This window comes from Chryseobacterium sp. CP-77, from assembly GCF_036362765.1.
Lineage (GTDB): Bacteria > Bacteroidota > Bacteroidia > Flavobacteriales > Weeksellaceae > Chryseobacterium > Chryseobacterium cupriresistens.
Genome location: NZ_CP143637.1, coordinates 2,363,546 through 2,378,077, shown reverse-complemented (window position 1 = coordinate 2,378,077; position 14,532 = coordinate 2,363,546). Strand labels below are relative to the sequence as shown.

General features: G+C 36.2%; 14 protein-coding genes. 10 read left to right on the top strand and 4 right to left on the bottom strand.

All coding sequences use genetic code 11. The features are described from left to right. Positions 1-19 precede the first annotated feature (19 nt). Together V0410_RS10485 and V0410_RS10480 are read left to right on the top strand one after the other, a co-directional pair. Positions 20-730, top strand: coding sequence for a hypothetical protein (locus tag V0410_RS10485; RefSeq protein WP_330747430.1), 711 nt, complete (start codon positions 20-22; stop codon positions 728-730). Positions 731-1,297: 567 nt separating this feature from the next. Beyond that, positions 1,298-1,669 (top strand): septal ring lytic transglycosylase RlpA family protein, encoded by a 372-nt coding sequence (locus V0410_RS10480; RefSeq protein WP_227943010.1) that lies wholly within the window; start codon positions 1,298-1,300, stop codon positions 1,667-1,669. Between the two features lie 68 nt (positions 1,670-1,737). Here the strand turns inward: V0410_RS10480 and V0410_RS10475 are convergent, their stop codons facing one another. The 4 genes from V0410_RS10475 to V0410_RS10460 form a co-directional block, all read right to left on the bottom strand. Further along, on the bottom strand, positions 1,738-2,502 hold the full coding sequence (locus tag V0410_RS10475; protein WP_330747429.1) for an exodeoxyribonuclease III: 765 nt from the start codon (positions 2,500-2,502) through the stop codon (positions 1,738-1,740). 88 nt (positions 2,503-2,590) lie between these two features. After that, positions 2,591-2,968 carry an MliC family protein gene (locus V0410_RS10470; protein WP_330747428.1) on the bottom strand — a complete coding sequence of 126 codons (378 nt, stop codon included), beginning with the start codon at positions 2,966-2,968 and terminating at the stop codon, positions 2,591-2,593. A 118-nt stretch (positions 2,969-3,086) separates the two neighbouring features. Further along, positions 3,087-4,631 carry a T9SS response regulator signal transducer PorX gene (gene porX / locus V0410_RS10465; RefSeq protein ID WP_330747427.1) on the bottom strand — a complete coding sequence of 515 codons (1,545 nt, stop codon included), beginning with the start codon at positions 4,629-4,631 and terminating at the stop codon, positions 3,087-3,089. Between the two features lie 132 nt (positions 4,632-4,763). After that, on the bottom strand, positions 4,764-6,404 hold the full coding sequence (locus tag V0410_RS10460) for a S41 family peptidase (RefSeq protein WP_330747426.1): 1,641 nt from the start codon (positions 6,402-6,404) through the stop codon (positions 4,764-4,766). 237 nt (positions 6,405-6,641) lie between these two features. Between V0410_RS10460 and V0410_RS10455 the strand changes: the two genes are divergently transcribed. The 8 genes from V0410_RS10455 (at position 6,642) to V0410_RS10420 (ending at position 14,429) form a co-directional block, all read left to right on the top strand. Further along, a complete protein-coding gene (locus V0410_RS10455) occupies positions 6,642-7,868 on the top strand; it encodes an HD domain-containing protein (protein WP_330747425.1) in 1,227 nt (408 codons plus the stop codon). A gap of 71 nt (positions 7,869-7,939) precedes the next feature. After that, entirely contained in the window at positions 7,940-8,971 is a 1,032-nt protein-coding gene (gene lpxD / locus V0410_RS10450; RefSeq protein WP_110010004.1) for a UDP-3-O-(3-hydroxymyristoyl)glucosamine N-acyltransferase, read from the top strand. Continuing rightward, the gene (locus tag V0410_RS10445) at positions 8,964-10,361 is read left to right on the top strand and encodes a bifunctional UDP-3-O-[3-hydroxymyristoyl] N-acetylglucosamine deacetylase/3-hydroxyacyl-ACP dehydratase (RefSeq protein WP_110010003.1); all 1,398 of its coding nucleotides are present in this window, start codon (positions 8,964-8,966) and stop codon (positions 10,359-10,361) included. Before lpxD ends, V0410_RS10445 begins: the two co-directional genes overlap by 8 nt. Further along, positions 10,362-11,156, top strand: a complete 795-nt coding sequence (lpxA, locus tag V0410_RS10440; protein ID WP_076596575.1) for an acyl-ACP--UDP-N-acetylglucosamine O-acyltransferase — start codon at positions 10,362-10,364, stop codon at positions 11,154-11,156. Positions 11,157-11,242: 86 nt separating this feature from the next. Further along, positions 11,243-11,809, top strand: a complete 567-nt coding sequence (gene efp, locus V0410_RS10435) for an elongation factor P (RefSeq protein ID WP_002977139.1) — start codon at positions 11,243-11,245, stop codon at positions 11,807-11,809. Between the two features lie 67 nt (positions 11,810-11,876). Then, positions 11,877-12,779, top strand: a complete 903-nt coding sequence (locus V0410_RS10430; protein ID WP_062674061.1) for a UDP-3-O-(3-hydroxymyristoyl)glucosamine N-acyltransferase — start codon at positions 11,877-11,879, stop codon at positions 12,777-12,779. Between the two features lie 90 nt (positions 12,780-12,869). Next, entirely contained in the window at positions 12,870-13,742 is an 873-nt protein-coding gene (gene sucD / locus V0410_RS10425) for a succinate--CoA ligase subunit alpha (protein WP_002977143.1), read from the top strand. Positions 13,743-13,757: 15 nt separating this feature from the next. After that, complete coding sequence (locus tag V0410_RS10420; RefSeq protein WP_110010001.1) at positions 13,758-14,429, top strand: porin family protein; 672 nt, start codon at positions 13,758-13,760, stop codon at positions 14,427-14,429. Positions 14,430-14,532: the final 103 nt, after the last annotated feature.

Genomic DNA, 14,532 nt, shown 5'->3' with positions numbered 1-14,532 from the left:
TATAAAAACATAAATTAAAATGAAAAATATTTTCTTAACTATAGCAGGTGGAGTATTATTGTTCCTTAGTGCAAATGTTAATGCCCAAATTATAACTAATGGGAACACTACATCAGCCCTGAATAATACAAACTATTTCATGGATGGTAGTAATTTTGAAGGATTAGCAAACCAAAGCTATGGTAGAGGTTTAGGGTTTCCTAGAACAAATTTAACTACTTTTACTTTTGATACTTCTCCAATGGATAATACTGTTATTGTTTCTGACTTTGACGGTATGGTAGTATATAATACTGCTACTGGAAATACAGCAGCAGGTCAGGGTGTAACAACAGCTGTTGCTCCTGGATTCTATTATTTCTCCAATCCAGGTAACCCAGGTAATATTACCAACGGTAGATGGGTACCAATGGGAGGTTCTGGTAAAGTAAATGTACTTACCACTGAAACTGTTACTGGTACTTTGGTAGATAGCAAACAGGTTTATGCAATTAAAGGAACCTTTACAGCAAGTGGGACTTCTACAGCAGTTAGTATTCCTTCTCCTACAGGGATGACAGCAATGTATGCAATCACTATCTATAAAGCAGGTACAAACATTGTTTATGATAGAAGTTTATATTCCTATACAATAGCTACTACAGCAGGTAATGCAATTACAGGTTCTCCTAGTATGTCTGTAGTATATCCAAGTGGGACATATGATTATGTTTTAGAATATTTGAAATAATATAATACTTAATTATATAATAAAAACCAATGAGAAATCATTGGTTTTTTGCTTTTTACAGAGAAGGATGTTCTTTTATTTTTCGGGGTAATACATCGTGATTAAATCACTTTTTGAGCAATTGAAATCAAATATGGGCTGATAAATGAATCAGACTTTACATTTTAACAAAATAAAAAGGTGTTAAAAATCAATTGCTGAATCTCCACAGATGAAGCTAAAGCACTTCTGACAAAAGTTTTTCCTAAAGTTGAATTTTAAGACTTTAAAATTTTTAAAAAGTAGTTTTGAAATTTTATTTTAACTTTGTAGTTTTTGTAAAGTGTTGATTATCAATACTTTTTAAATTTGTAGTTTTTAAATTATGCATGAATTAGTTAATTATGTTAACTTTTTAAGCCTTTTTTTAACGTTTTTTAACAGTGTGACCTAAAACCCCTGTTTATAGTGCTTTGCAAGGATTGTTAACTTTTTATTAGTGTTTTGTTAACTGTTTTTAACATATCGAGTAGGGTTTTCTGAAGATTCCTGATACTTTTGTCCCGTCAAAACCAATAAAAGTTCAAAATGATGAAAAGATTCATTCTCGTAATCATAATGATGATTTCAACCCTAGGTGTTTACTCTTTTACAGGTAATACCTTAGATGCGAAAAAAACAAGTTATGCATCGTACTACCACGATAGATTTAACGGTAGAAAAACCGCTAGCGGAGAGATCTTTGATAATTCAAAGTTTACTGCAGCAAACAGAACGCTTCCATTTGGAACAAACGTTAAGGTAACCAACCTTAAAAATGGTAAAGAGGTAATAGTGAGAATTAATGACAGAGGGCCTTACCATTCATCAAGATCTTTAGATATGTCTAAAGCTGCGTTCGATGAGATTGGAGATATCAATCATGGTACTATTCCGGTCGAATATGAAATTGTCGATTAATTTTATGATTTAAATTAAAAAAAGCCAGCTGATCAGCTGGCTTTTTGTATGGATAAATATAGCATTGATTATACATCCAATTCCAATAAAGCAGGACAATGGTCAGAATGTACTGCTTCCTTTAAAATGACAGCTCTGCTGAGCTTATCCTTTAAGCTATACGAAGTGAAGTTATAATCTAACCTCCAGCCTTTATTTCTTTCCCTTGAGTTTTGCCGGTAGCTCCACCAGGTATAATTGTCAGGTTCATTGTTAAAGAACCTGAAACTGTCAATCAGTTCGCATTCATTGATAAAATTGGTCATCCATTCCCTTTCCATAGGAAGAAACCCTGAAACATTCTTTAAACCGACAGGATTGTGAATATCGATAGCCTCATGGCAGATATTAAAGTCTCCCGATATAATCAGGTTAGGAATTTCTTTTTTTAAATTCTTGATATACTCCAGAAAGTCATGGCAGAACTGCATTTTAAAATCCAGCCTCTCAATATTAGATGCAGAAGGAACATATACCGAAATCGCAGAAAATCCGTCAAAATCTGCACGGATGATTCTTCCTTCATTGTCATAGCTTTCGATACCACAACCATACTCTACGTGGTTGGGTTTTATTTTTGAGGCAATTCCGACCCCGCTGTAGCCTTTTCTTACCGCTGAGTGCCAATAACTGTGATATCCCAATTTTTCAAGACTTTCGATGTCTATCTGGTCGTTTCCGGCCTTGCTCTCCTGAATACAGATAATATCCGGATCGGCAGTTTTCAGCCAGCCCAGAAAATCTTTCGTAAAAGCCGCCCTGATTCCATTGACATTGTAAGTGATTAATCTCATAAACAAAATAAATTTTTTCAAATGTAGGGAAATAAAAAAAGCCGGCTCTGAATTTCAAATCCGACTTTTATATACTGAGTAAGTGATTTTAATTTTTAAAAACTGTTTTACCGTCTTTTGTCAGTTCTATTTCCTCGCCTTTTCCTCTCAGTTCATAATGGTCATTCTTGTACCATATTCCTGATGCAGGCTTTTGTCCCTGAAGCTCAATGGTTTCATTGTTGAACACTACAATAGCCGTATTTTTGGTATTGTTGAAAGTCATATCCAGGGTTTTCCCATTCTTGTCTTTCGAAGTACTTTTTACAATTTCATCCTGAGTACCTGAAACAGCTGCAGAATCAGATGGCTTGGATACAACACTGTCTACAGAAGCGGAAGTGGAATCTGTTGTTGTCTTTTCTTTATTACATGAGGTTAAAAATAATGCTGAAAATGCTGCTGCAATAAAAATGTGTTTTTTCATAAATAGATATTTAATGTTGTCTGTTGATATGCAAAATAAGTGCCTTAAAAAAGAGGCGGAAAAAATCGAAAGATTTTTTCCGCCTTTAAACCCAAAATTAAATAAACTATGAAAAAAACTACTTGGGTTCTAAAATGCTGATAGGAATAATGCACTCTTCAAGTGAAATTCCACCATGCTGGTAAGTTTCTTTATAGTAATTAACAAAATGATTGTAATTTTTAGGATATGCCAGGAATATATTGTTTTTAGCAAAAATATATTTCGAACTTAGATTTCCTTTGGGCAGGAAAAGCTTTTCCGGGTTGGTAATGGCCCATACATCACTGTCATCATACGTTAAGCTTTTACCTGTTTTATATCTGATATTCGTAGACGTTTCTCTGTCTCCTACAACCTTACTTGGCTTTTTAACGTATACCGTTCCGTGATCTGTTGTGATCACCAGCTTATATCCGTTTTCTGCAGCGGTCTTAATGATCTTCAATAAAGAAGAGTTTTCAAACCAGTTGAAGGTAAGGGAACGGAAAGTTTTATCATCACGAATCAGCTGGTCTACAATATGATTGTCTGTTTTTGCGTGGGACAGGATATCAATAAAATTGTAGACAATAACCAGCAGGTCATTATTTTTATGCTGGTTGAAATCGTCATAGATCTTTCTTTCAAAATCAGCGTTCAGTACTTTAAGATACTTCATAGACTTTGAGCCAAGACCTATTCTCTTCATCTGATCTTCCAGGAAGTCGCGCTCAAACTCATTTTTATTTCCTTCTTCATTATCATTAAACCATTTATCAGGGAAACGTTTTTCTATCTCAGACGGCATTAATCCCGCAAAGAAAGAATTTCTTGCATATTGTGTTGCTGTAGGAAGAATACTATAATAATAATCTTCCGATATTTTATTGTAGTATTTTGTAAATAACGGTTCAATGACTTTCCACTGATCATAACGAAGATTATCCACCATCAGCAAAAGAACCTTCTCTTTTTCTACTTCAGGCTTCACTTTTTCCTTGAAAAGCGTGTGGCTCATCATCGGTTTGTCTGAATCTGTAAGCCAGTTTTCATAATTTTTCTCAATGAATTTGGCAAACTGAATATTGGCTTCCTCTTTCTGAGATTGAAGAAGATCGGCAAATTCATTGTCTGCTACCTTATCAAATTTAATTTCCCAGCTAAGGATCTTTTTATAATATTCAGCCCATTCCTGGTAGGTTCTCAAATAAGAAAGTTCCATGGAAAGGTTTCTGAATTCCTGCTGGTATTGTAAAATCGTTTTTTGTTCCACAAGATTATCCTGCTGAAGATTTTTCTTCAAGGACAGTAATATCTGATTGGGATTTACAGGCTTTAATATATAATCGGCAATCTGGGAACCGATCGCCTCTTCCATAATGTGTTCTTCTTCGCTTTTGGTTACCATGACGATTTTTAAGGCATTATCTTTTTCCTTAATCATAGGAATTGCCTCCAGACCGGAAATGCCCGGCATATTTTCATCAATTAGCGTTAAAGCAAATTTCTCTGAATCCATAAGCTCCAAAGCCTCATTGACATTGTTAACAGGGGTTACCTGATAACCTTTCTTTTCTAAAAATACGATATGAGGTTTAAGTAAATCTATTTCATCATCGATCCATAATATCTTTTCTGACATAATTTATTTTTTACATGGTTATTCTATCAAAATGTTGACCAAATCCTTTTAAAATCTCACAAATTCAAAAGATTAAAAGTTAAATATAAGTTAAATGAAAATAGCGTAGGATAATTCACATTTTCACTTCACTTAATCAGTGGTTTTTATATACTCCAAAGCCTTTTCCAGCACTTCGTCTTTTCCGTTTTTTATCCCTTCAATACTTGGTTTTACCAGAATATCGGGAATGATTCCTATTCTTTGGGTTTCCCTGCCATCAGGATAATAAGCACCAAGGCCTGTAAACCGTGTATCGAGATCAGCAATTTTAAACATAATGACATCTCCGTTGGCTCCTGAAGTATTACTCCCGATAATTTTAGCTTTCGGATGCTGTTTGAACATCATTGTCGTGGTTTCTGCCTGGCTTTGTGTATTCTCATCTACTAAAACGATGACATTTCCTTTATAGTATTCAGGATTTTTCCTGCCGGTGACATTTTTTCTGCTGTAGAATTTGCCGGGATAGCTGGTATCAGGAAAAGTAAACTGATAATAGATTACCGGGTTGGAAAGAAGAAGAAAGCTTAAGGGTACAATCGTTTGTTTTGGATAATTCCTGAGATCAAAGATAATGGATTTTGTGGATTTTAAACTGCTGTACATCTCATCAAGATCATCTTTTTCTATCATTCCCATATTAACATATCCGGTTGTCTTTTCATCATCCATCAGTTTCCACTTTTTTACAACAGGTTTCTTTTCACGAATAATATTCTTACTAAGATATGTTCTGGTTTTTATTTCTATATTTTGTCCTTCTCTTTCAATCTTTAAAGAAACAGAATCATTGTTAGTGAAAAGCAGCTTGTCTTTTATTTTGCTGACCTTACCCCATGAGTTGGAGGCAGGTACATACTTTCCCAAACTGTTGATCATCTGCGGAATGGTTTTTCCTTCAATATCATAAATGACATCTCCGGTAAGCAGCGGGCTTTGATGTCCGTGCCGTGTGTCATTAACTTTTGTAATCACTAGTTTTCCTTCAGCATAAATATATTCTACAGGAACTTTTCGTTGCCCATACAGATGAAGCTGAATCTCCTTTGAAGAAAGGTAAGCGTGTGAATCATCCGTTTTAGCCACGAGTTCTGCTAATGTTAAGTGAAAATTTTCATCATTATCAACCAATAGAAATTTGGGAATCATTTCTGTAAGTACATCATTCCAGTTCTGATCGGTTTCATATTTATAAGGAAAGAAATATTCCACGTAATTCCAGTATCTGAACAACTCCAGTAAACTAATGGCTGTGGAAGTGAATTGAGAACCATAGGATTTTTCATTCCTGAAATATATTTTTCTTCCCCCTTTTCCCACATAGTGATTGTCTCCAAGATTTCTGTTTTTTTCGATGTAACGAAGCTTTTGAGATACATCATCAGAGAAAATTTGTGAATTGTCCATCCAGCGTAGATCAAAATTTTTAAGGAAATACACCTTCTGATCTTTAACTGAACATTCTTTGCATGGCGGAACTTCTCCCAGGCTCTCAATCCATTCAGAATAAAAATTATTGAGAGACTGCTTATCATTAATATTTTCAAGTTCATTGATTTTTTGAAAAAGCTGCTTATCCCAGTTAAGATTTCCCTTTGCCACACGGGGATGGTAATATTTTAAAAATCCCCAAATCCTGCAAAGAGATTCCAGCTTTTGGGTCTCAGTGATGATCTGTGCGGAAAAGTTCAAACTTAAAAGTAAAAAGAGGAAAAGTGAGAAGCGTCTCATTAAAGGTTGCCGTGTTTTCTCTCAAAGATAATCCTTTAATATAACAGACGCAAAAGGTTTTCAAAAAATCTCGAATTGATAATAAATAGATATTTAGGAATTTCTGAAGATGATATGAAGATGTTTTTGATGAAAAATATTTGGTGTATCATCATGTTATCCCAAAATCTTAATAGTAATTTAATAAAAGGCTAAATTTTAAAATGCCTAACTTTGTTTACTAATACTGAAGTTTCAATGCAGAATAAGCTAAAAATCATCAACGATCCTGTTCACGGGTTTATCAAAATTCCACACGAAATTTTATTTGATATCATTGAGCATCCTTACTTTCAGAGATTGAGAAGAATCGGTCAGACCGGACTTCTGAACCTGATATTTCCAGGTGCTACCCATACAAGATTTCATCATGCTCTTGGAGCGATGCATTTGATGTTTACAGCTTTAGAAACATTGAAGCAGAAAGGAGTGAAAATTTCTGAGGAAGAAGAAAAAGGGGCGATGCTTGCCATTTTGATGCATGATATTGGTCATGGTCCGTTTTCACACGCATTGGAAAGTATGCTGATGGATGACTGGCATCATGAAAATCTTTCTTTGCTGCTGATGAATAAGCTTAATGAGGAATTTGAAGGCCAACTATCCATGGCTATTGAAATGTTTCAGGGGAAGTATCACAGAAAGTTTTTTAACCAGCTGATCTCTTCCCAACTGGATGTTGACCGTTTGGATTATCTTAAAAGAGACAGTTTTTTTACAGGTGTTTCCGAAGGAAATATTAATACCCAGAGAATTATCTCTATGATGAATGTCTGCGAAGAAGGCGAACTGGTGATTGATGCAAAAGGAATTTATTCCATTGAAAATTTCCTTACTGCCAGAATGTTTATGTATTGGCAGGTGTATTATCATAAAACTTCAGCCTTGGCAGAGTTTCTTTTGGTTAAAATCCTTGAAAGGGCAAAATATCTGATTTCCCAGGGTGTAGAACTTCCGGCAACAGACAATCTGAAATATTTTTTATACCGTGAAAAGAGCGGTGCCACAGATGAAGATATTGAAAGATTTACTCAGCTTGATGATAATGATGTAATTCAGGCCATGAAAGAATGGCAGAATTCAGAAGATTTTGTATTGTCATACTGGTGTAAATGTGTAATTCAGAGAAATTTGCCTAAAACAATTATTTCATCACATCCGTTTGATGAGAAAATAATTGATGAAAAAATAAAAAAGAGCAATGAATTTTTCGGAATCGATAATGGTAACGAATTGGTTCATGAAATTAAAAGAAAATTATTGCCTTATCACGCAGAGAAACAGCCAATCTATTTACTGCATAAAAACGGAAAAAGAACCAGGCTGCATGAGTCGGAAGATCAGCTTTTATCAGGATTAATCGTGAATAAGACGACCCGCTATATCCTTATGTTTCCAAGAGATATCTCCGGACTGGACTCTTAAAGAATATTAAAATTTACGATCTGAAACTAAAACATGTTTGCAAATTATAGAATTTCTTATCTTTGCAGAATATGGAATTCACAGCTTCGCAAATTGCAAGTTTTATTGACGGAAAAATAATAGGTGACGAGAATGCACTTATTACGGGAGTTTCACCAATTGAAAATGGGGAATCAGGACATCTTTCTTTTATAGCACAAGATCGGTTTTCTCATTTTTTGGATAGCTCAAAATGCTCTGTTATCATCGTTTCGGAAAAACTTCTGGAGAAAAATCATTATAACCCTACCTTAATCGTTGTAAAAGATGCCTATCTTTCTTTTCAGATTCTGATGAATTTATATCAGGAAATGCAGGGAAGAAAAGAAGGTATTGAAAACGGTTCATCTATTCATGATACCGCTGTTATAGGAGATAAAGCGTATATCGGGGCATTTACTTATGTTTCCGAGAAAGCTAAGATCGGGGAAGGATCACAGATCTATCCACATGTATATATAGGAAAAGGAGTGAAAATTGGTAAAAACTGTAAGATAGACAGTGGTGCCAGAATTTACGACTACTGTATTATTGGAGATAACTGTGTGATTCATTCCAACACGGTAATCGGAGGAGACGGTTTTGGTTTCCAGCCAACGGCTGAAGGCTTCAAGAAAATACCGCAGCTTGGAAATGTAATCATTGAAGACGATGTAGAAATCGGGTCAAACTGTAGTATTGACAGAGCCACGATTGGTTCTACAATAATAGGTAAAGGGACCAAGATTGATAATCTGATTCAGATTGCCCATAACGTGAAAATTGGTCAGAACAACGTTATTGCTGCACAGGCAGGAATTGCCGGTTCTACTACTATTGGCGACTGGAACCAGATTGGAGGTCAGGTAGGTGTTGTAGGACATATTAAAATAGGGAATCAGGTGAAAATTCAGGCTCAGAGCGGTGTGAATTCCAGTGTTAACGATAGAGAAACATTGTATGGTTCACCTGCAATCAGTTACAATGACTATTTAAGGAGTTATGTTCATTTCAGGAATTTACCTGGAATTGTAAATAGAATAAATAATCTTGAGAATAACTCAAAAGATAATACTAATGAGTGATATGCAAAAAACACTTCAGCAAGAGGTAACTCTTTCTGGAATTGGCCTTCATACAGGTAAAGAAGTAAAACTTACCATTAAACCTGCTAAAGAAAATACAGGTTTTGTATTTGTAAGAACAGACCTGGAGGGACATCCTCAGGTAGAAGCTGATGTAAATTATGTTGTAGCAACCGAAAGAGGAACTACATTAGAAAAATTAGGGGTAAAAATTACCACTTGCGAACATCTTCTGGCAGCCCTTGTTGGTTGTGATATTGATAACGCAATTTTAGAAATGGATGCCTCTGAACCACCAATTTTGGATGGATCCTCAAAATACTTTGTGGAAGCTATCGAAAGTGTGGGAGTAGCAGAACAAGCCATTGCAAGAGAATATCTTGTTGTAAAAGAGGTGCTTACCTACAGTGATCCGGCTACAGGTTCGGAAATCACAATCATTCCTTCAGATACTTACGAGGTAACTACTATGGTAGATTTTGGGACTAAAGTATTAGGTACTCAGAATGCTACTCTTAAAAATATTTCAGAATTTAAAGACGAAATCTCATCAGCAAGAACATTCAGCTTCCTGCATGAACTGGAAATGCTTTTAGATCACGGTTTGATCAAAGGAGGAGATATTTCCAATGCTATTGTATATGTAGATAAAGATCTTACCCCTGAAACTACAGAAAAATTAAAGAAAGCCTTTGGGAAAGATAATGTATCGATAAGACCCAACGGTATTCTTGACAATCTTAACTTAAACTATCCTAACGAAGCGGCGAGACACAAATTACTGGATGTAATCGGTGACCTTGCTTTGGCAGGAGTAAAAATAAAAGGTAAAGTTATTGCTAACAAACCGGGACACTTTGTGAATACTCAGTTTGCGAAAAAACTAAACCGCCAGTGGAAATTGCAGAAAAAGAAAAACGTTCCGGATTTTGACCTGACAAAAGAACCAGTATTCGATATCAACGGAATTATGAAGCTTATGCCTCACCGACCTCCGTTCTTATTGATCGATAAAGTTCTTGAACTTTCAGACTCTCACGTAGTAGGTTTGAAAAATGTAACCATGAACGAACCTTTCTTCGTGGGACACTTCCCTAAAGAACCTGTAATGCCTGGAGTTCTTCAGGTAGAAGCATTGGCACAGACAGGAGGAATTCTTGTATTGGCCAGCGTTCCGGATCCTGAAAACTATTCTACTTATTTCATCAAAATTGATAAGGTGAAATTCAAGAGAAAAGTAATTCCGGGAGATACTCTTATATTCAAAATTGAATTGATAGAGCCTATCAGAAGAGGAATTGTTCATATGCAGGGATATGGATATGTAGGAGACACTGTAGCAGTAGAAGCAGAGCTTATGGCTCAAGTTGCAAAAAATAAAGTTGATTAAATGATTCATCAATTAGCAGCCGTAGATAAACGTGCGAAAATCAGCAAAAATGTAATCGTAGAACCTTTCACTACCATTGCAGGGGATGTAGAAATTGGAGAAGGAACATGGATTGGTCCTAATGTAACCATTATGGATGGCGCAAGAATAGGAAAAAACTGTAGGATTTTTCCTGGTACTGTAATCTCTGCAATTCCTCAGGATCTGAAATTTGATGGTGAAGATACCCAGGTAATTATCGGTGATGATACAACAATCAGAGAGTGTGTTACCGTAAACAGAGGGACAAAGGCTTTAGGATATACTAAAATAGGAGCGAACTGTCTTATTATGGCTACCTCACATATTGCCCACGATTGTGTTATCGGAGATCACGTTATCATTGTAAACGGTTGTGGTATTGCAGGCCATGTGGAGATTGGAGATTATACTGTAATGGGAGGTTTATCAGCAGTTCACCAATTTGGTAAAATCGGAAAACATGTCATGATTTCCGGAGGTACTCTGGTAAGAAAAGATATTCCGCCTTACGTAAAAGTAGCAAGAGAGCCTATGTCTTATGCCGGTATCAATTCTGTTGGTTTAAGAAGAAGAGGATTTACCAATGAGAAAATCTTTGAAATCCAGAAAATCTACAGAGCCATCTTCCAGATGAAGATGAACGTTTCACAGGCTATTTCCCATATTGAAAAAGAAATGCTTCCAACGGCTGAAAGAGATGAGATCTTGCAGTTTATTCAAAACTCACCAAGAGGTATCGTAAAAGGATACGGAACCGGTAAAGAGAGTAACTGATGAGAAATGCTAAAAAGCAAATTTGCAAATCTGCCTGTTTGCTTGCCAGCCAATACAATTTAAGTAAAAAAAGATAATATATATTAATGGCAACAAGTAACGATATCAGAAAAGGGCTATGCATCGAATATAGCAATGATATTTATAAAGTAATCGAGTTCCTTCACGTAAAACCGGGAAAAGGACCTGCTTTCGTAAGAACAAAATTAAAGTCAGTGACAAACGGTAAAGTAATTGATAATACTTTCTCTGCAGGACACAAAATTGATGAAGTAAAAGTAATCACCAGAAAATTCCAGTATCTGTATGATGATGAGAACGGATTCCACTTCATGAACAATGATGATTTCTCTCAGTTATACATCAACAAAGAAATGATTGAGAACTCTCAGTTTATGAAAGCGGGTGAAGAAGTGACTATCATTTTGAAAGAAGCTGATGAAACTCCACTTTCTGCTGAACTTCCACAATCAGTATACCTTGATGTTATTGAAGCTGATCCGGGTGTAAAAGGAAACACAGCAACCAATGCTCTTAAAAACGCAATCGTTGAAACAGGAGCAAGAGTAATGGTTCCTTTGTTCATTGAACCGGGAGACAGAATTAAAGTAAGCACTGAAGACGGCAGCTACTTAGAAAGAGTAAAAGAATAAATAAAATTTACATAAATTCGGTTTGCATCAGCACTCCGAATTTTGTTTTATAAGAAAATCTATTGTTATGAGATTCCATTCTCCGCAAAAGCTTAAAACCATTGCAGATTTAATAGGCTCTGCATTTGTAGGACCTGAAGATTTCGAAGTATTGGGCACCAATGAAATTCACATGGTAAAACCAGGTGATATTGTTTTTGTGAATCACCCTAAATATTACGACAAAGCATTAAACTCTGCAGCCACTATTATTTTAATTGATAAAGAAGTAGATTGCCCGGAAGGCAAAGCGCTTTTGGTTTCTGATGATCCTTTCAGAGACTTTAATAAAATCAATACCCATTTTACCAGAATCTATAATTTCACGGAAGAACTACACGATGTTGAAATAGGAGAGGGAACAAAAATCCATTCTTCGGCAGTAATCGGAAACAATGTGAAAATCGGGAAAAATACCTTAATCTTTCCTAATGTTGTCATTGGTGACCGTACGGAAATCGGAGATAACGTAATTATTCAGTCCAACACCGTTTTAGGAGGTGATGCATTTTATTACAGAAAATTAAATGGAAATTTTGACCGTCTGATTTCTGTTGGAAATGTTGTTATTGAAAACAATGTGGAGATTGGAAACGGCTGTACCATTGACAGAGGAGTTACAGACTCTACCATCATTGGAGAAGGCTCCGTTTTGGATAACCAGATTCAGATCGGACATGATACCGTTATCGGAAAAAAATGTCTGATTGCCTCTCAGGTAGGAATTGCGGGATGTTGTATCATCGGAGATGAGGTGACATTATGGGGACAGGTAGGAATCGCTTCCGGAAACAAAATAGAGTCGGGATCTGTACTTTTGGGAAAAACCGGCGTCAACAGAGATCTTGAAAAAGGAACCTATATCGGGATGTTTGCAGAAGATTTTAAAACTTATCTGAAAAAAGAAGTAAAACTGAGAAATCTCAAATAAACAATTCCAAAGGTTTTATCTAAAATCAAAGAAATTTGAGTAAATTTGTGAGCATTAATAAAATAATAAATAAATTAAAACAACAATAAAATGTCAATTTTAGTAAACAAAGATTCTAAAGTAATTGTACAAGGATTTACAGGGAACGAAGGAACTTTCCACGCTGGTCAGATGATTGAATACGGAACAAACGTAGTAGGTGGTGTTACTCCGGGAAAAGGAGGTAGCGAGCACCTGGGAAAGCCGGTATTTAATACAGTAGCTGACGCTGTTGAAAAAGCAGGAGCAAACGTAAGTATCATTTTCGTACCACCGGCATTCGCAGCAGACGCTATCATGGAAGCTGCTGAAGCAGGGATCAAAGTAATTGTATGTATTACTGAAGGTATTCCTGTAGCTGATATGGTAAAAGTAAAATCTTATATCGCTGACAGAGACTGCAGATTAATCGGACCAAACTGCCCTGGAATCATTACTTCTGAAGAAGCTAAAATTGGTATTATGCCAGGTTTCGTTTTCAAAAAAGGAAAAGTAGGTATCGTTTCAAAATCAGGAACGCTTACTTATGAAGCTGCTGACCAGGTAGTAAGAGCAGGTTACGGTATCTCTACTGCAATCGGTATCGGTGGTGACCCAATCATCGGAACAACTACAAGAGAAGCATTAGAGCTATTCATCAACGATCCTGAAACTGAAGCTGTTGTAATGATCGGTGAAATCGGTGGAGGTCTTGAAGCTGAAGCTGCAAGATGGTACAAAGCAAGCGGATCTACTAAACCGGTTGTAGGTTTCATCGCCGGACAGACTGCTCCAAAAGGAAGAACAATGGGACACGCAGGTGCTATCGTAGGTGGTGCTGAAGATACAGCTCAGGCAAAAATGGAAATCATGAGAGAAAACGGTATCAACGTTGTTGATTCTCCTGCTGATATTGGTGCTACTGTAGCTAAGATTCTAGGATAATATAAAACCCAGCATATGAAAAAACTTTTATTAGCCTCAGCTTTAATGTTTTCTGCTTTATCATTTGCACAAGTGCAGTGGAAAAGTACAAGATTTGGAGTAACAGGAGGTTTAAACTACTCCAGAGTATCTAACGCCCATAATCCTTCAGGCCCAAGATACACTTTCCAGGCTGGAGCTTTGGCATTGATTCCCGTAGGAAAGGCAAACCAATTCTTTATTCAACCTGAAGTTCTGTATTATGGTGCAGGAGAAACAGGAAAAGATAAAGATGCTAAAGGTGTAAGTGGTTATGACGCATTATATGCTAATAACTACCTGAGTGTGCCTCTTTATTTCAAAGGATATTTTTCTGAAGCAGAATCAGAATTCTTTGGATTGATAGGACCTAGATTTAACTTCTTGCTGAGCCAGAACGTTAAAGATGCTCCTGTAAGCAGACCTTATTATGATCCCGATGTTACTGATCCTAACCAGCCGGCAGGCGTAAACGGTAAGGCCAACAGTTTTAACTGGGGACTTGGTCTGGGTGTAGGATATAGCTACAAAAGACAACTTGAAGTAGCTGTAAAATATGACTTAGGTCTAAGCGATACTTATCCTGGTCTTGCTAAAGAAACCAAGGGTACTGATAAGAAAAAATCAGAACAGGTAATTGCACTTACTTTAAGCTATATATTCAAATAGAATATTTCAGAATATAAAAAATCCCGGAAACGCAGTTTCCGGGATTTTTATTTTATATCAGTTGGCAAACCAACGTTCTCAGCTTTTGGCGCTGCTTTACATT

Bases quoted from the DNA above. Each gene is read 5' to 3' on its own strand.
- V0410_RS10485 (WP_330747430.1), top strand. From the start codon at position 20: ATGAAAAATATTTTCTTAACTATAGCAGGTGGAGTATTATTGTTCCTT.
- V0410_RS10480 (WP_227943010.1), top strand. From the start codon at position 1,298: ATGATGAAAAGATTCATTCTCGTAATCATAATGATGATTTCAACCCTA.
- V0410_RS10475 (WP_330747429.1), bottom strand. From the start codon at position 2,502: ATGAGATTAATCACTTACAATGTCAATGGAATCAGGGCGGCTTTTACG.
- V0410_RS10470 (WP_330747428.1), bottom strand. From the start codon at position 2,968: ATGAAAAAACACATTTTTATTGCAGCAGCATTTTCAGCATTATTTTTA.
- porX (WP_330747427.1), bottom strand. From the start codon at position 4,631: ATGTCAGAAAAGATATTATGGATCGATGATGAAATAGATTTACTTAAA.
- V0410_RS10460 (WP_330747426.1), bottom strand. From the start codon at position 6,404: ATGAGACGCTTCTCACTTTTCCTCTTTTTACTTTTAAGTTTGAACTTT.
- V0410_RS10455 (WP_330747425.1), top strand. From the start codon at position 6,642: ATGCAGAATAAGCTAAAAATCATCAACGATCCTGTTCACGGGTTTATC.
- lpxD (WP_110010004.1), top strand. From the start codon at position 7,940: ATGGAATTCACAGCTTCGCAAATTGCAAGTTTTATTGACGGAAAAATA.
- V0410_RS10445 (WP_110010003.1), top strand. From the start codon at position 8,964: ATGAGTGATATGCAAAAAACACTTCAGCAAGAGGTAACTCTTTCTGGA.
- lpxA (WP_076596575.1), top strand. From the start codon at position 10,362: ATGATTCATCAATTAGCAGCCGTAGATAAACGTGCGAAAATCAGCAAA.
- efp (WP_002977139.1), top strand. From the start codon at position 11,243: ATGGCAACAAGTAACGATATCAGAAAAGGGCTATGCATCGAATATAGC.
- V0410_RS10430 (WP_062674061.1), top strand. From the start codon at position 11,877: ATGAGATTCCATTCTCCGCAAAAGCTTAAAACCATTGCAGATTTAATA.
- sucD (WP_002977143.1), top strand. From the start codon at position 12,870: ATGTCAATTTTAGTAAACAAAGATTCTAAAGTAATTGTACAAGGATTT.
- V0410_RS10420 (WP_110010001.1), top strand. From the start codon at position 13,758: ATGAAAAAACTTTTATTAGCCTCAGCTTTAATGTTTTCTGCTTTATCA.